Genomic DNA, 16223 nt, shown 5'->3' on the forward strand with positions numbered 1-16223 from the left:
CAGCAGAATGTGAGTTTACCTTTATTGTTGGCGAACAGAAATAATCAAAGGACCACTGTTTGAAATTTTTAACTTTCAAACAGTGGTCCTTTTGCTTATTTTGCTTCTTGTAAAATCTTGATTGATTTGATCTTAACGGGGTCTTTCGGTGTGGAGTCTTCACCGCTGCTATTGGCTTCACCTGTGGTTTCAGCTTTAGCGATCTTATCTACGACATCCATTCCTTCAATGACTTGGCCAAAGACTGTATAATTCCCGTCTAATGAGGGAGTGCCCCCGTCCTTGTAGGCGTCAATAATTTTTTGCGGATAAAATTGGATCGCCCGGCCATCAGAGACATCATCATGGTTTTGAACAATGAAGAATTGACTTCCTTGACTGTTAGGAGCGCTGGATTTTGCCATGGATAATGCCCCGCGAATATGGTAAAGCTGTTTGGAGATTTCCTCGCCAAATCCTTTACCCCAGATGCTTTCGCCGCCAGTTCCATCACCATTCGGGTCGCCCCCTTGAATCATAAAGTCTTCGACGATTCGATGGAAAGTCAAGCCGTCGTAATAGCCATTTTTGGCATGAGTCATAAAGTTTTCCACCGCTTTTGGTGCAATTTCTGGGAATAATTTGATCTTGATGGCACCTTCAGTGGTTTCCAGTTCAACAAGATCTTCATTTTCTTTGACTTCAGTGGACAGCTGAGGTAGTTCCAGTGAATTTAAGTCAACGGACTCTGATGTCGCCGTTTTGTCGGAGGAACTGGTAGTGGTTGTATCATTGCAGGCAGCTAAAAGCAGAAGACTACTTGCTGCCACCAATGTTAGTATCATTTTTTTCATTTGAGTAAGATCCTTTCATTATTAGACTGCTTTTATCATATCAAACTTTACTAGGAGTGAAAAGCGGTTATCGCTGTGGATTTACTAAAATGGGAAGGAAAGGTGTAGACCATTTATAGGTTGTTTGCTATAATGTAAGAGGATACATGAACAAAAACGGATAGAACTTTTAGGAGGTTTGACGGATGGGAAAATTAGGTATTTCGGTTTATCCAGAACGATCAACATTTGAGAAAGACAAGGCGTATCTTGATTTAGCGCACAAATATGGCTTTAAGCGTGTGTTTACCAGCTTGCTCCAAATCGAAGATGACAAAGAAAAGGTATTGGCTGATTTCAAACAGGTTGTTGACTATGCCAATGAATTAGGAATGGAAGTCATGGTGGATATCAATCCAGGGCTTTTTGATCAATTAGAGATCTCCTATGATGATCTTTCCTTCTTCCATAAAATGGGGGCTTATGGCGTCCGCTTGGATATTGGTTTCACCGGTGCGGAAGAAGCAAAAATGACACGAAATCCTTATGGTATCAAAATTGAGATCAATATGAGCAGTGGCACGAACTATGTAGACAACATCATGAGCTATTCACCAAATACAGACAATCTATTAGGTTCTCACAACTTTTATCCTCATCGGTATTCTGGACTGGGCTATGATCATTTTGTGTATTGTTCAGAAAAATTCCGTCGCTACAATTTGAATACAATGGCTTTTGTCAATTCTCATGAAGCAACATTTGGACCTTGGCCAACACAAGATGGACTTTGCTCGTTGGAAGACCATCGTGATCTGCCAATCGCGACCCAAGTGAAGCACTTGGTACTGACAGGATTGATCGATGATATTTCTGTAGGAAATGCCTATGCATCTGAACAAGAATTGGCTGCGATGGCAGAAGCCTTCAATGCGGATTATCCGACTCTGAAAGTGGATGTGGCTGAAGGAATCACGGAAGATGAACGCATCTGTTTATTTGATAATCTTCACAGCTATCGCGGGGATCGTTCAGAATATATTTTACGCTCAACGATGACGCGAATTTACTACAAAGACAAACCATTCCCAGCGCATGACACTCATGACATGACTCGTGGCGATATCTTGATCGATAACGTTGGGTATGGGCAATACAAAGGTGAAACGCAAATTGCCTTGAAAGAGATGAAGAATGATGGCCGTGTCAATGTCGTTGGGAAAATTGCCGCAGATGAATTATTCCTGCTGGATTTCTTGAAACCATGGTCAAGCTTTAAATTAAAAGATAGCAAAGACGAGTAAGACTACTTCCTTTTTGCTGACCGCTCTTTTTGAGCGGTCTTTTTTTGTGAGAAACTGGTTCTAATTGGCTACTGATTCGGGTAAGAGGATGCAGGGGCTTTTCTGACCTTCCGCCGGAAGCATTTTTATCTTTTCATTTTGAGGCTATTGACAAATCAAAACTAAAAGGGGTATTTTGTACTAGAATGTTTTTTAGGAAGGAGCAACCGAAGCGGTGGTTTTTATTATTGAAACGTTACTGTTATTTATCGTTACCATTCGTCTGGCCGGCTTTTTGGCGATTTTCTTACTGATCGCTATTTTTCAGGGGAAGAGGAAACGACAACACATGACCAATGAAGAGTGGGAGTCCTACTTTACCAAATTAGGAACAAATGGCTTTATCTGGCGCCTATATGGTTGCTTTTTTGCTGTTTTGGGAGTCTTTGCGGTTATTCATACTTATTACTTCTGGCATCAAATGTGGGTTTATGGGTTCACATTGATGCTGGCCGGCGGTTTTCATCTTTACTTTAAATACCGGCTGAACAAGGAACAGATTCAAGCCCGTTTCTTGAAATAATTATTTGATAACCGATAATTTTATTATGTAAACTTTAGAGGAGGAACAACATGAAACTACGCTGGAAGATTGCCATTTTGGTAGGGGTGCTTTTGATTGCCGGATTGGGGTATGCGGGAAATTATTTTTATAATTACGCAGTTGTCCCATCTGAAAAAGATTTTTTAAAAGGGGATACCTCTGGAACGGATCGGAGTAATGCAAATCCTGAGGCAGAGGATTGGTTTACCGCATCGGAAAATCGCCAAATGTGGCAACTAGAGTCTACGGACGGTCTCAAGCTCTCTGGAATTTACTTGCCGGCGGAAAAAAAACAGAATAAGACAGTGATCGTGGCTCACGGATATATGGGAAACGCAGAGACGATGGGAGTTTATGCGAAGATGTTCCATGATCTAGGATATAACGTATTGGTTCCCGATGCCCGCGGTCATGGAGAAAGTCAAGGGGATTACATTGGCTTTGGATGGCCAGAGCGGAAAGACTATGTCCAATGGATCAATCAAGTTTTGAAAGAAAACGGACCAGAAGAATCAATCGTCTTATACGGTGTCAGCATGGGGGCAGCTACCGTAATGATGACCAGCGGTGAAAAGTTACCGGACAACGTAACAGCGATCATTGAAGATTGCGGCTATGCTTCGGTAACGGAAGAATTAAGCTATCAATTGGATCAATTATTTGGCTTGCCAGCATTTCCTTTGATCAATGTGACCAGCTTGGTCACTAAATTAAGAGCGGGTTATTTCTTTGGAGAAGCCGATGCAGTGAAACAACTGCACAAGAATACCCGACCAATGTTCTTTATCCATGGAGATGCAGATACGTTTGTCCCTTATTCGATGTTAGCTGAAGTTTACGCTGCTACAGACGCACCAAAAGAAAAATGGGTCGTGAAGGGGGCAGAACATGCCCAAAGCTATACGAAAGATCCAAAACTTTACCAAGAAAAGATTGCCGCTTTTCTTGAAAAATATGACCACTTGAACTAGTAAAAAAGCGAAGATCCGAGGATCTTCGCTTTTTTTATGAGAAATAGCTTATAAGTTAGCAAATTTTTCTAGTAAACGAATCATTTGGCAAGTGAAGCCATACTCATTATCGTACCATGCGACTGTTTTGACTAATTGGAAATCTCCAGCAGTCGTTACTTCTGTTTGTGTTGGGTCGAAGATCGATCCTTGTGTTGTGCCGATTACATCGCCCGAGACGATTTCGCGGTCGTCATAACCAAAGGAAGGATTGTCGATGGTGTGTTTCTTGATAGCTTCATTGACTTCTTCTGCCGTTACTTTTTGTTTCAGAATCGATACCAATTCTGTTAAAGAGCCATCAACAACAGGTACCCGTTGGGCGTGTCCTTGAAGTTTGCCATTTAGTTCTGGAATAACCAAGCCAATGGCTTTCGCTGCTCCTGTGGAGTGAGGAATCGTGTTGTCTGCAGCGGAACGTGCAGCCCGCAAGTTGCCTCCCCGTACTGGCCCATCTAGAAGCATTTGAGTCGAAGTATAAGCATGGACGGTCGTCATCGTACCGACTTCAATCCCGAATTCTTGATTTAGGAAATAGGCCATTGGTGCCAAACAGTTGGTTGTACAAGAGCCTGCGGAGATGATTCGATCATCTGCTGTAAGGGTATCACTATTAACATTGTAAACGATTGTTTTCATTTTGCCCGCTGGAGCTGAGATAACCACTCGTTTAACACCGGCATCCAAATGCGCTTGTGCTTTTTCTTCAGAAGTATAAAAACCCGTGCATTCTAAAACGATATCCACGCCATTTTCTTTAACCCAAGGAATTTTGCTGGCATCAGGTTCTGCATAGACTTTTGTTTCCTCACCATCAACCACGATTGCATCGTCTGTGGCAGTGACTGTACCTGGATAGGTTCCATGTGTCGAATCAAACTGGAGTAACTGTGCTAACATGACTGGGCTTGTCAAATCATTGATCGCCACGACTTCGATATCATCTGATACTTCTTTGATGCGGCGGAAGGCCAAACGGCCGATACGTCCGAATCCATTTATTCCCACTTTTACTGTCATAATCCATTGTTCCTCCTTTTTTTTGCTCTTACAGTTAAAATTCTGCTACGAAACCAGAATTCTGTCAAAGAAAAACCCTTCATTTTTATCTTGTTCTTTGGGAAAAAGGGCAGAAAAGATAGACAAATGGCTCTGGGGTCGTTACAATTAAATAGACTTTCTTAAAGGTGAACTTTGCCCTGTAAAATGGCAGGATTTGTATTCAAATTGGTTTATTAGAAGGTAAGAAGAAAGAATGGAGGGCACACAACATGTCCATGTTTTTAGATCAAGTAACGATTGATGTCAAAGCCGGAAAAGGCGGCGACGGAATGGTTGCATTTAGAAGAGAAAAATACGTTCCCGATGGCGGACCAGCCGGTGGGGATGGCGGCCGGGGGGGCGATGTGATTTTAGTCGTCGACGAAGGCTTGCGCACATTGATGGATTTTCGTTTCAACCGTCATTTTAGAGCACAACCAGGTGAGAACGGAATGAGCAAAGGAATGCATGGCCGCGGCGCAGAAGATACCTATATCAAAGTTCCTCAAGGCACTACTGTCCGAGATGCAGACACAGGTGCTCTGCTTGGCGATCTGTTGGAACAAGGGCAGACATTGACAATTGCCAAAGGCGGCCGGGGCGGTCGGGGCAATATTCGTTTTGCTTCTCCGAAGAATCCTGCGCCGGAGCTTGCCGAAAATGGCGAGCCGGGGCAAGAAAGAAAAATCGAGTTAGAGTTGAAAGTATTAGCCGATGTCGGCTTAGTTGGATTCCCATCTGTAGGGAAATCCACATTGCTTTCGGTGATTTCTTCTGCAAGACCGAAGATTGGCGCTTATCACTTTACAACGTTAGTCCCTAATTTAGGAATGGTCACCACTTCAGACGGCCGCAGCTTCGCGGTTGCCGATTTACCAGGTTTGATCGAGGGGGCTTCCCAAGGTGTCGGTTTAGGTACTCAGTTTTTACGCCATATTGAACGGACCCGCGTGATTTTGCATGTGATCGATATGAGTGGCATGGAAGGGCGCGATCCTTATGAAGATTATCAAGCGATCAATCAAGAATTAGGGACCCACAACTTGCGCTTATTAGAACGGCCGCAAATCATCGTAGCCAACAAAATGGATATGCCGGATGCGGAAGAAAATCTGAAGAAATTCAAAGAGCAATTGGCAAAAGAACAAACCGATGAATTCGCAGATCCGTTGCCGATTTTTCCAATTTCCGGCGTCACTCGCAAAGGAATCGATGCCTTGCTTCGTGCAACGGCTGACTTATTGGAAGTCACTCCTGAGTTCTTATTGTATGACGAAGAAATCGAAGAAGATGTTGTTCACTATGGCTTCCATTCGGATGAACCGGAATTTACCATCGATCGTGACCCAGATGCGACTTGGATCTTGAGTGGTGAAAAGATTGAGAAGCTCTTCCAAATGACAAACTTTGATCATGATGAAACAGTCATGCGCTTTGCCCGTCAATTACGGGGCTTAGGTGTGGATGAAGCACTGCGGGCACGAGGAGCCAAGGATGGCGATATCGTCCGGATCGGTAATTTTGAGTTTGAATTTGTCGAATAGGCGCCTATTTAATTTTTGAACAGGCAGTATTCAAGGTTTTTTTACGATTAGCTGCAACTATTGACTAAACAAAATGATCTATAGCAAGAAACGGAGTCGTCACAAAACTCCGTTTCTTTATTTGTTTTCTTTTTCAAATTGGCGAGATACTGGTAAAATGAAAAGAAAAGGAAGGAAGCGATAATTATGGCAAAACGTGTCATCGTAATGAATTTCAACGCAAACTCAGAAGCATATCAAGCATTTTCTGAAGTAAAACGCATCCACATGGAACGAAAAATCAAAGGAGAACAAATGGCAGTGATCACCCACACGGAATCCGGGGCCCATCAGTTCAAGATTGAAGACTTTCTGGATTTTACCGGCAATAACAAAGCATCTACCGGTGGAATGATCGGTATGCTGGTGGGAATCTTGGGAGGACCCTTAGGAATTATGTTAGGTTGGTTCGGCGGTAGTATGATTGGTGCGACACGAGATGCCAAAGAGATTCAAAATGCGCAGCAACTATTTGAGCATGTCAGCACTCAAATCGGCGTTGGAGATACCGGCTTATTGTTGATTGCTGATGAAGAAGACAATCGTCCGCTAAATCAGTTAATCATGAATCAATTAGGCGGAGAAATCACTCGCTTTGATTATGATGAAGTAGAGGCAGAAATCGCAACAGCCAAACAAGTAGAAGAAAAAACCAAAGCGCAAGTCCAAAAAGATTGGCAAAATTCGCATTCCCAGTCTGATGAACAATAGAAAGAAACAATCGATTGCATCTGGCCTTCGTTTCCGCTAAAATTGGGGGAAGATGAAAGGATAGAAGTATATGGAATTAGAATTTTTAGGGACCGGTGCGGGGGTACCAGCGAAGCATCGGAATGTGACAAGCACTGCACTGCGTTTACTTGATGAACGCAACGCGGTTTGGTTGTTTGACTGTGGGGAAGGCACCCAAATGCAGATTTTGCATTCAACGATTCGCCCACGAAAAATCGAAAAGATATTTATTACTCATTTACATGGGGATCATATTTATGGATTGCCGGGTTTAATCAGTAGCCGCTCATTCCAAGGGGGCGCATCACCGTTAGAGATTTATGGCCCTCAAGGCATTGAAGAATTTGTGCGGACCGTCTTGCGGATCTCTCAAACAAAACTGAGTTATCCCCTGGTCTTTCATGAAATCACAACTGAAGGCATCCTCTTTAAAGACAAACAGTTTACTGTTTCTTGCCGTCGTTTGGATCATGGGATCGAAAGTTATGGGTATCGTATTGAAGAAGCGAGCCATCAAGGAGAACTTCAGGTAGATGCGCTGACTGCATTAGGAATCAAGCCTGGACCTGTGTTTGGGCGGCTGAAAAAAGGGGAAACAGTCACATTGGAAGATGGGCGGCAAATCAACGGCAAAGACTATGTTGGCGAAGCCAAAAAAGGCCGAATCGTTACAATTTTAGGCGATACCCGTCTGTGTAAGAATTCGATCCTGTTAGCAGAAAATGCTGATGTACTCGTCCACGAAAGTACCTTTAACAAAGATGAAGCGAAAATGGCCCGGGCCTATTTTCATTCAACCACGATGCAAGCAGCCGAAGTGGCCAAGCAAGCCAATGTGAAACGATTGCTTTTGACCCACATTAGTGCCCGTTACGTAGGCAAAGATATTACAAATCTAGCAAATGAAGCACGAGCTGTTTTTCCTGAGACGGTGATCGTTAAGGACTTTGATGTCGTAGATGTGCCATTTGCAGGAAAAGGAGAAGAAGATGCTGTTAGAAAATAAAGTAGTCGTAGTCACTGGCGGTTCTGCTGGATTAGGGGAACAAATTTGTTATGAAGCAGCAAAACGCGGGGCAATCGTCGTGATCTGTGCTCGTAGGAGTCAATTGATCAATAAAGTCAAAGAAGAATGTATGGCATTAAGCGGCAAGCCAGCTTATGCCTTTCAATTAGATATCGCAGACCCTGAAAGTGTCGAAAATTTAGTTGCTTCAATTCGCCAAAAGGTTGGCATAGTGGATATTCTCGTCAATAATGCTGGTTTCGGGGTTTTTCAAGAATTTACACAGATGCCAACAGAAACGATCCGCAGTATGTTTGAAGTCAATGTGTTAGGCATGATGGTCTTGACCCAACAAATCGCATTGGAGATGGTGGACCAAGGCTCTGGTCATATTATCAATGTGGCATCGATGGCCGGGAAAATCGCTACACCTAAAACCGCTGTCTATTCAGCAACAAAATTTGCGGTATTAGGGTTTTCCAATGCACTGCGTTTAGAGTTGAAACCTTTGGGGATTCATGTGACCACCGTCAATCCTGGTCCCATCGAAACGGCATTCTTTGATCAAGCGGACCCAAGTGGCAGTTATTTAGCTTCTTTAGGCACCTTTGTCCTTGATCCGACAAAACTGGCAAAGACCATCGTTAAAGCGATGATCCGTCCGAAAAGAGAAATCAATCGCCCACAAGTGATGGGGATAGCAGCAAAATTCTACACACTATTTCCCAATGTGGGTGACTATTTAGCCGGGAGTCTATTCAATAAAAAATAGGAGTTGTTCGTGATGAAAAATCAATGGCGGGTTATCCTTGGTATTTTGCTGGTGTTAGTAATCGTCCTTTTTGCAGTCGCCAACAATATGACTGTTCCGATCAATTTTGGCTTTACTAGCATCAAAGCACCTCTGATCTTGATCATCATTGGTTCGGCGTTTTTAGGGGCGTTGATTATTTTATTGGTCTCAACCGGTACAATGCTGCAACAAAAGAAAGAATTAAAACGATTAAGGAAAGAATTGACTGACTTCCAGCAAAACAATGATGAAAAATTGCGGGAACAGCGGGAGGCTTTGGAACGGGAGTATGCCAACAAGCAAGCGGACCTCGCTTTACGTGAACAACAAATTGCTGAGGCAGAAGCTGCGACAGTCCTTCCAGATGAAATGGCTGATTCGGAGCATCGTCAAGATTCGTTTACAAATCAGGACTAGTGCTGCTTTTAGTTTGGTCTTTTGGCACGTCGATGCCAGTGAGAGATAGCACAGGACTTGATTTTGCTCTATTATTAGGTAATGGTAACATAGGCGCAATCCTGCGGCATTCTTCGTTGACTGTAGTCGAAGGATGTCGTATTTCTTTTGCGTCGAAAAATATCGCCGCTGAGAGCGGCTTTTTTCGGCAACGCTTTTCTTTTCAAGGAAATATTTGCTATAATTAACAGGTTAGGAGTGATTGTGTGAAGCGCGCAAACTTTCATTGGCTGAGACCAGAAAAACATGAATTATCAGCTGATTTCAAGGAAATGATCCAAGCAAAACGACTATCGCCACTGATAGGTCAATTATTATGGCAGCGTAATATCCGCACAGAAGAAGCTTTGCAACGCTTTTTAGAACCGGATTTGCAGCAGCTCCATGATCCATTTTTATTGTACGATATGGAAAAGGCTGTTGAGAGAATTCAAGCAGCGATTATGAATGGGGAGCGCATTCTGATTTATGGGGATTATGATGCAGATGGTATCACCAGTACAACGGTTTTAAAAGAAGCATTGGAACTATTAGGTGCAGAGGTGGAATATTATTTGCCCAATCGCTTTACGGATGGGTATGGCCCCAATCTTTCTGTCTATCAAGAAAAAATTGCCGCCGGTGTACAGTTGATCCTGACTGTCGATAATGGGGTTTCCGGTCATGAAGCATTGGCGTATGCTAAGTCCGCGCAAGTGGATGTCATCGTTACCGATCACCATGAGTTGCCGCCGGAATTGCCGGAGGCGTATGCGATTATTCATCCAAGGCATCCTTTAGGAAATTATCCATTTCCTGATTTAGCTGGAGTAGGGGTCGCATTCAAGGTTGCTACGGCATTGTTAGAAGAAGTACCGGTAGAACTATTGGATCTTGTGGCAATTGGGACGATTGCGGACATGGTCTCCTTGACTAGCGAAAATCGGGTGCTAGTAACGAATGGGTTAAAAATGATTCAGCAGACCGAACGGGCAGGACTTTCTGCTTTGATCGAGATCAGCGGCTTGAAAAAACGCACCATTAATGAGACGGACATTGGCTTTGCCATCGGACCCCGGTTAAATGCCATTGGTCGCTTAGAGGACGCCACCCCTGGGGTGACATTGATGTCGACATTTGATCCTGAGGAGGCACAGGCCTTAGCCAAACAATTGGATACGATCAATCAAAAGCGTAAGCAGTACGTGGAAACGATTTTGAAAGAAGCTCAGACGCTGCTTTCAGATGCTAATCAAGTCCATTTGATCGTGGGAGAGGATTGGCATGAAGGTGTTTTAGGAATCGTAGCTGGTCGATTGATGCAGCAGACAGGCAAGCCAGTTCTGGTATTGACGAAAAAAAGCAATGGGATCGCGAAAGGTTCTGGGCGAAGCGTTGCGGCTTTAAACTTATTTGAGATGCTCTCAGGTATGCGGGAAATGTTTACCAGTTTTGGTGGCCACCATGCAGCGGTAGGACTTAGTGTACCCATCGATCACCTTTCGATGCTGCAAGAGCGAATGAACCAATACGTGATCGATAACCAGATCGACCTTTCCAGCGGGATTCCTTTGCCAATCGATGAAGAACTATCCCTAGCAGAAATTACGATCGATTTTATCGAGTCACTGAAGATTTTAGCTCCTTTTGGTACGGATAATCCGATTCCTAAGTTTTTGATCAGCAATATCTCTGCGGATAACGGTAGACAAATCGGTACGGAGAATCAGCATTTGAAAGTAAGTCTCATCGATGAAGAAAATGGTCAATTGGATGTGATCGGTTTTGGATTTGGCTCGCAGCTAGTAGAGTTCAAGAGCGAGGGCTTAGCGGTCGTTGGCCAATTATCTGTCAATGAATGGAATGGCAAGAAGAAGCCGCAGCTAATGCTGGAAGACTTTGAAGTCAATGGCATGCAGTTATACGATTTGCGATCAAAGAAAAATCGCCAAGGAATGACCCTCGATGCGCAGACATTAGGCATTACCTTTTCCGATAAACTGTCATCAGAGATGCAACAATTTTGTCCGCATATTCATGTTTTTCAAACCCTCGACGAACTAAGAGACGCTTTTAACGCAGGTGATTATACGCAATTGGCCTTTTTGGACTGTCCAGATAGGAAAGAGTTGCTGAAGGAAATTATCCAAGAAATAACGGTTACTCGTGTCTATTTGATTTTGCTCTCGACAGAAGATGCTTATTTGGATGGGATTGGGACGAGAGAACAATACGGCCGCTTGTTTCAATTGATCAACCAGCAGAATGGAATCGATATTCGTTATAAACTGCCGATGGTCGCAAAGTATTTGCAGATCCCGGAAAAATTATTAATTTTTATGATTCAAGTGTTTTTTGACTTGAAATTTGTTACAATAAAAGATGGCGTTTTGAAAAAAGTCCCTGATCCAGTGAATACACCGCTTACAGAGAGTGTCCTGTATCAGCAGCGACTGGCAAAAATCAAAACAGAAGAAGATTTATTAATGAGTGATTTATCAACGATTCGTAAATGGTTGATATCTTAGGAGGAAAAAACATGAATTTAAAAGACTATATTGCCAGCATTCCAGATTATCCGCAAGAAGGAATTGTCTTTCGCGATATTTCTCCATTGATGGCTGATGGCGAAGCGTATCGGTATGCCACACAACAAATCGTGGAGTACGCTCAGGAAAAAGGCATCGACATGGTTGTCGGTCCGGAAGCGCGCGGCTTTATCGTCGGTTGTCCAGTAGCCTATCAACTTGGAGTAGGTTTTGCTCCTGTTCGTAAAAAAGGAAAGTTGCCACGAAAAACGATTGAAGCAACCTATGAAAAGGAATATGGCGTTGATATCTTAACCCTACATGAAGATGCCATCACTCCTGGTCAACGGGTATTGATCTGCGATGACCTGCTTGCTACTGGCGGTACGATCAAAGCGACTATTGAGCTTGTAGAAAAATTAGGCGGCGTCGTGGTTGGCTGCGCTTTTCTGATCGAGTTGATGGACCTTCATGGCAGAGACAAAATCAAAGGCTATGAAATCAAAACACTGATGGAATATTGATCGAATAAACAGACTAAAAATAGAGGATAAAATCAACGACGGTTGATTTTATCCTCTATTTGTTTAGTAGTAGGAAAGAAGTGCCTCATGGTCAACTTCAAGAAATTTTGATTTGTTTCTGAAGAAGTTGCCAACCTTTTTATGCCTTGCTCTGGCTTCGAGCAATATTCTAAACCATCGACCTATTGTTCATAATGATAAAAATCATGGTCGTGGTAATAACTTTGGTTTCTTTTACGTTCGGCTTGCCGGAATTTTTTTTCATCCCATAGCATGAACCACAGCATCATTAAAGGACAAAAAATCAGAACTGCACTGAGTACGCCAAAATAACCAATAATGATCCCGATCAACAACACCCACAACATAAAACCAAATCGACGAACTGCTTTCATTATTTTCACTCCTTATAAAAAATGCGAACTTATGTTTGTAAAATCATTATACGAATGTTTGTTCGGTTTGTAAAGAGGAAATAAAAAAATCTTCGGAAATTCGAAGATTTAAGGAAATTATTATAATAAGTGACGGTAGAGACCAACGACTAATCCAAGAATCGTCACATCTGGTAAGATGATCGGTTCGAGGTAATCATTCTCCGGTTGCAAGCGGATGTGATCTTTTTCTTTGAAGAATCTCTTACAAGTTGCTTCATCTTCATCGGTCATTGCAATTACGATGTCGCCGTTTTGAGCGCTTTGCTGTTTGCGGACAATGACTTGGTCACCATCTAATATTCCGGCGTTGATCATACTTTCACCGCGAATCGTCAACATGAATAAACTGCCGGTACTATTCGCTAAATCCGGCGGTATTGGGAAAAAATCAGAGGCATCTTCTACTGCCAAGATTGGTTCGCCAGCTGTTACCACCCCTAGCATTGGGATTGAGTTAGGCTGAACATCGATTTTTTCTAATCCGGAGGAAGTCAATTCAATCGCTCTTGGTTTTGTTGGGTCGCGTAAAATCAAGCCTTTTTTTTCAAGTCTAGATAAATGTCCGTGGACGGTAGAAGTAGAGGATAGCTGAACGGCTTCGCCAATTTCGCGAACAGTCGGCGGATAGCCTTTTTCAGTGACTCGTGTATGAATAAACTTAAGAATCTCGATTTGACGATTTTCTGTTCGTTTTGCCAAAACTGACACCTTCTTTCATTTGATAACCCTAGTGTACCATAGGAGAAACGACAATTCAAACAAATGTTCGCTTTTTGTCGCTATTGTTTTTTTGTCTAGTTTTGTATAAGATAAGTAAGTAAAAGGGAGGTGTCGAAATGTTATCTAAAGAAAAATTAGCACGTATCAATGAGTTAGCCAAAAAGAAAAAAGAACAAGGGTTATCTGCTGATGAAACCATCGAACAGCAAAAGCTTCGTGAAGAGTATTTACACGCTTTTCGTGGCGGAATGCGACACCACATTGAAGGCATGAAAATCGTTGATCTGGAAGGCCAAGATGTCACACCGGAAAAATTAAAGGAAATCCAAAAGAAAAAAGGATTACATGGCAGATAAAGATGAATTCCTTTTCATTCCTATTGAAATCCTCAGAAAAATCACGTATAATATGAGGTGTAATAAAGGTAAAAAAAACCTAAATTAGGAGGAATTACCATTGTTTGATAAAATCGATCAATTAGGTGTCAACACTCTTCGTACATTAAGTATCGAAGCCGTACAAAAAGCAAATTCAGGACATCCCGGTCTACCGATGGGGGCAGCGCCAATGGCGTACGCTTTGTGGACCAAGCACTTGAAAGTCAACCCAACAACTTCTAGAAACTGGATCGACCGCGACCGGTTCGTCTTGTCTGCTGGACATGGTTCTGCACTGCTTTACAGCTTGCTGCATGTTTCTGGCTATCAAGTAACGACGGAGGATTTGAAAAATTTCCGCCAATGGGGCAGCAAAACACCAGGACATCCTGAAGTTGGCCATACGGATGGCGTGGAAGCAACGACTGGACCACTAGGACAAGGGATCGCAATGGCTGTAGGGATGGCGATGGCAGAAGAACATTTAGCAGCTACTTACAATCGCGACGAATACAATGTGATCGATCACTATACGTATGCATTGTGTGGCGACGGCGACTTGATGGAAGGTGTTTCTCAAGAGGCAGCTTCAATGGCTGGTCATATGAAGCTGGACAAATTGATCGTTTTATACGATTCCAATGATATCTCATTAGATGGTCCGACCTCAAAAGCCTTTACAGAAAATGTTGGCGCACGTTTTGAAGCTTATGGTTGGCAACATATATTGGTGAAAGATGGCAATGACTTAGAAGCCATCTCGCAAGCCATTGAAGCAGCGAAAGCTGAAACAGAGAAACCAACATTGATCGAAATCAAAACAGTGATTGGCTATGGCGCACCGAATCAAGGAACGTCTGCTGTTCACGGGGCACCATTAGGCGCTGAAGGAATCTCGGCAGCCAAAGCAATCTATGGCTGGGAATATCCTGAATTCACCGTACCAGAAGAAGTAGCTGCTCGTTTTAAAGAAACGATGATCGATGAAGGCCAAAAAGCCGAAGCAAAATGGCACGAGAAATTTGCTGCTTATAAAGCGGCTTATCCAGAATTGGCTGCACAGTTTGAACAAGCGGTTGCTGGTGAACTACCAGCCGACTGGGATGCAGAACTGCCAACGTATGAAGTCGGTAGCTCACAAGCCAGCCGTGTTTCTAGTAAAGAAATGATTCAAGCTCTTTCAAAAGCTATCCCAAGCCTATGGGGAGGATCTGCCGATCTATCTGGTTCAAACAACACAATGGTGGCAGCAGAGAAAGATTTTGAGCCTGGGCAATATGAAGGCCGCAACATTTGGTTTGGTGTGCGGGAATTTGCGATGGCTGCAGCTATGAACGGGATCCAATTACATGGAGGTACGCGAGTATATGGCGGTACATTCTTTGTCTTTGTGGATTACTTACGTCCAGCTGTACGCTTATCTGCTTTACAACATGCACCTGTCATCTATGTATTGACTCATGATTCTGTGGCTGTCGGTGAAGATGGACCAACTCATGAACCAATTGAACAATTGGCAAGCGTTCGTTGTATGCCAAATGTGCAAGTGATTCGACCAGCAGATGGCAATGAAACCCGCGCTGCCTGGAAAATTGCTTTGCAAACAACGGATAAACCAACGGTCTTAGTATTAAGCCGTCAAAACTTACCAGTGTTAGCTGGTACACAAAGCCATGTAGAAGAAAATGTGGCTAAAGGTGGATATGTAGTTTCTAAACAAACTGGGGACACACCAGAAGGGATCTTGATCGCTACTGGTTCAGAAGTGAATCTAGCGGTAGAAGCGCAAGCCAAACTAGCAGAAGCTGGTGTGGATGTCTCTGTCGTCTCCTTGCCAAGCTTTGACTTGTTTGACGCACAATCGGAAGAATACAAAGAAAGCGTCTTACCGAAAGCAGTGAAAAAACGCGTAGCCATTGAAGCAGCTTCACCATTTGGCTGGGATCGTTACTTAGGCTGCAAAGGCAAAGTCATTGCGATTGATCATTTCGGTGCCTCAGCACCAGGAAACAAAGTATTGGAAGAATTTGGCTTTACAGTTGAAAATGTTGTGGCTACTTTCCAATCAATTAACTAAATCAATAAAACAGGTTAGCGACTAACGTTAGCAAACAAAAATCCGAAGGCTCTCACCACTAGTCAAAAAGCACGATGTGCCAATGACACTTGCGGAAACGCAAGGGGAGTCCTGCGGATTTTTTGATTGGGCAAGAACTACTGACACCCTCCCGTTTTTTTAAAGACTTTTCCGTTTTTGCCGCAAAAATGATTTTTAAGGGAAAAGACTTTTAAAAAACTATTAAGTTGCTAAAGTTGCATAGAAAAAGATTTTTCCGTA

16 protein-coding genes are annotated in these 16223 nt (G+C 43.0%); 12 read left to right on the forward strand and 4 right to left on the reverse strand.

Annotated elements, in window-relative coordinates:
• Positions 1–95: 95 nt before the first annotated feature.
• On the reverse strand, positions 96–833 hold the full coding sequence (locus tag Q0A12_RS08525; protein WP_291292228.1) for a peptidylprolyl isomerase: 738 nt from the start codon (positions 831–833) through the stop codon (positions 96–98).
• A 185-nt stretch (positions 834–1018) separates the two neighbouring features.
• Here Q0A12_RS08525 and Q0A12_RS08530 point away from each other — a divergent pair, with 185 nt between their 5' ends.
• From Q0A12_RS08530 to Q0A12_RS08540, 3 genes are all read left to right on the forward strand, one after another.
• Positions 1019–2116 carry a DUF871 domain-containing protein gene (locus tag Q0A12_RS08530; protein WP_291292229.1) on the forward strand — a complete coding sequence of 366 codons (1098 nt, stop codon included), beginning with the start codon at positions 1019–1021 and terminating at the stop codon, positions 2114–2116.
• A 214-nt stretch (positions 2117–2330) separates the two neighbouring features.
• Complete coding sequence (locus Q0A12_RS08535; RefSeq protein WP_291292230.1) at positions 2331–2678, forward strand: hypothetical protein; 348 nt, start codon at positions 2331–2333, stop codon at positions 2676–2678.
• 50 nt (positions 2679–2728) lie between these two features.
• On the forward strand, positions 2729–3670 hold the full coding sequence (locus Q0A12_RS08540) for an alpha/beta hydrolase (protein WP_291292231.1): 942 nt from the start codon (positions 2729–2731) through the stop codon (positions 3668–3670).
• A gap of 48 nt (positions 3671–3718) precedes the next feature.
• On the opposite strand, the gene gap is transcribed toward Q0A12_RS08540, so the two are convergent.
• Positions 3719–4729: a type I glyceraldehyde-3-phosphate dehydrogenase gene (gene gap, locus Q0A12_RS08545; RefSeq protein ID WP_291292232.1), complete on the reverse strand. Its 1011-nt coding sequence runs from the start codon at positions 4727–4729 to the stop codon at positions 3719–3721.
• Between the two features lie 251 nt (positions 4730–4980).
• Between gap and obgE the strand changes: the two genes are divergently transcribed.
• From obgE to Q0A12_RS08580, 7 genes are all read left to right on the forward strand, one after another.
• Positions 4981–6294, forward strand: a complete 1314-nt coding sequence (obgE, locus tag Q0A12_RS08550; protein WP_291292233.1) for a GTPase ObgE — start codon at positions 4981–4983, stop codon at positions 6292–6294.
• 186 nt (positions 6295–6480) lie between these two features.
• Positions 6481–7044, forward strand: a complete 564-nt coding sequence (locus tag Q0A12_RS08555) for a DUF456 domain-containing protein (RefSeq protein WP_291292234.1) — start codon at positions 6481–6483, stop codon at positions 7042–7044.
• Between the two features lie 70 nt (positions 7045–7114).
• Positions 7115–8071: a ribonuclease Z gene (gene rnz, locus Q0A12_RS08560; protein ID WP_291292235.1), complete on the forward strand. Its 957-nt coding sequence runs from the start codon at positions 7115–7117 to the stop codon at positions 8069–8071.
• The gene (locus tag Q0A12_RS08565; RefSeq protein ID WP_291292236.1) at positions 8055–8843 is read left to right on the forward strand and encodes an SDR family oxidoreductase; all 789 of its coding nucleotides are present in this window, start codon (positions 8055–8057) and stop codon (positions 8841–8843) included. The genes rnz and Q0A12_RS08565 overlap by 17 nt, the downstream gene beginning before the upstream one ends.
• Before the next feature lie 12 nt (positions 8844–8855).
• A complete protein-coding gene (locus Q0A12_RS08570; protein ID WP_291292237.1) occupies positions 8856–9281 on the forward strand; it encodes a lipopolysaccharide assembly protein LapA domain-containing protein in 426 nt (141 codons plus the stop codon).
• A gap of 245 nt (positions 9282–9526) precedes the next feature.
• Entirely contained in the window at positions 9527–11827 is a 2301-nt protein-coding gene (recJ, locus tag Q0A12_RS08575) for a single-stranded-DNA-specific exonuclease RecJ (protein ID WP_291292238.1), read from the forward strand.
• A gap of 11 nt (positions 11828–11838) precedes the next feature.
• A complete protein-coding gene (locus Q0A12_RS08580; protein ID WP_291292239.1) occupies positions 11839–12351 on the forward strand; it encodes an adenine phosphoribosyltransferase in 513 nt (170 codons plus the stop codon).
• Positions 12352–12533: 182 nt separating this feature from the next.
• Here the strand turns inward: Q0A12_RS08580 and Q0A12_RS08585 are convergent, their stop codons facing one another.
• On the reverse strand, positions 12534–12746 hold the full coding sequence (locus Q0A12_RS08585) for a hypothetical protein (RefSeq protein WP_291292240.1): 213 nt from the start codon (positions 12744–12746) through the stop codon (positions 12534–12536).
• A 120-nt stretch (positions 12747–12866) separates the two neighbouring features.
• Entirely contained in the window at positions 12867–13496 is a 630-nt protein-coding gene (gene lexA / locus Q0A12_RS08590) for a transcriptional repressor LexA (protein ID WP_291292241.1), read from the reverse strand.
• A gap of 128 nt (positions 13497–13624) precedes the next feature.
• On the opposite strand from lexA, the gene Q0A12_RS08595 reads away from it, so the two are divergent.
• Both Q0A12_RS08595 and tkt read left to right on the forward strand, forming a co-directional pair.
• Positions 13625–13864, forward strand: coding sequence for a DUF896 family protein (locus tag Q0A12_RS08595; RefSeq protein ID WP_291292242.1), 240 nt, complete (start codon positions 13625–13627; stop codon positions 13862–13864).
• 100 nt (positions 13865–13964) lie between these two features.
• Entirely contained in the window at positions 13965–15962 is a 1998-nt protein-coding gene (gene tkt, locus Q0A12_RS08600) for a transketolase (protein ID WP_291292243.1), read from the forward strand.
• Positions 15963–16223 lie beyond the last annotated feature (261 nt).

The organism is Enterococcus sp. (assembly GCF_022711995.1).
In the GTDB taxonomy this organism is placed as follows: Bacteria; Bacillota; Bacilli; order Lactobacillales; family Enterococcaceae; genus Enterococcus_D.

Excerpts from the sequence above, each read along its gene's own strand:
- Q0A12_RS08555 (WP_291292234.1), top strand. The coding sequence starts at position 6,481 with ATGGCAAAACGTGTCATCGTAATGAATTTCAACGCAAACTCAGAAGCA.
- Q0A12_RS08565 (WP_291292236.1), top strand. The coding sequence starts at position 8,055 with ATGCTGTTAGAAAATAAAGTAGTCGTAGTCACTGGCGGTTCTGCTGGA.
- Q0A12_RS08525 (WP_291292228.1), bottom strand. The coding sequence starts at position 833 with ATGAAAAAAATGATACTAACATTGGTGGCAGCAAGTAGTCTTCTGCTT.
- Q0A12_RS08570 (WP_291292237.1), top strand. The coding sequence starts at position 8,856 with ATGAAAAATCAATGGCGGGTTATCCTTGGTATTTTGCTGGTGTTAGTA.
- gap (WP_291292232.1), bottom strand. The coding sequence starts at position 4,729 with ATGACAGTAAAAGTGGGAATAAATGGATTCGGACGTATCGGCCGTTTG.
- Q0A12_RS08540 (WP_291292231.1), top strand. The coding sequence starts at position 2,729 with ATGAAACTACGCTGGAAGATTGCCATTTTGGTAGGGGTGCTTTTGATT.
- Q0A12_RS08585 (WP_291292240.1), bottom strand. The coding sequence starts at position 12,746 with ATGAAAGCAGTTCGTCGATTTGGTTTTATGTTGTGGGTGTTGTTGATC.
- rnz (WP_291292235.1), top strand. The coding sequence starts at position 7,115 with ATGGAATTAGAATTTTTAGGGACCGGTGCGGGGGTACCAGCGAAGCAT.
- Q0A12_RS08580 (WP_291292239.1), top strand. The coding sequence starts at position 11,839 with ATGAATTTAAAAGACTATATTGCCAGCATTCCAGATTATCCGCAAGAA.
- Q0A12_RS08530 (WP_291292229.1), top strand. The coding sequence starts at position 1,019 with ATGGGAAAATTAGGTATTTCGGTTTATCCAGAACGATCAACATTTGAG.
- Q0A12_RS08595 (WP_291292242.1), top strand. The coding sequence starts at position 13,625 with ATGTTATCTAAAGAAAAATTAGCACGTATCAATGAGTTAGCCAAAAAG.
- obgE (WP_291292233.1), top strand. The coding sequence starts at position 4,981 with ATGTCCATGTTTTTAGATCAAGTAACGATTGATGTCAAAGCCGGAAAA.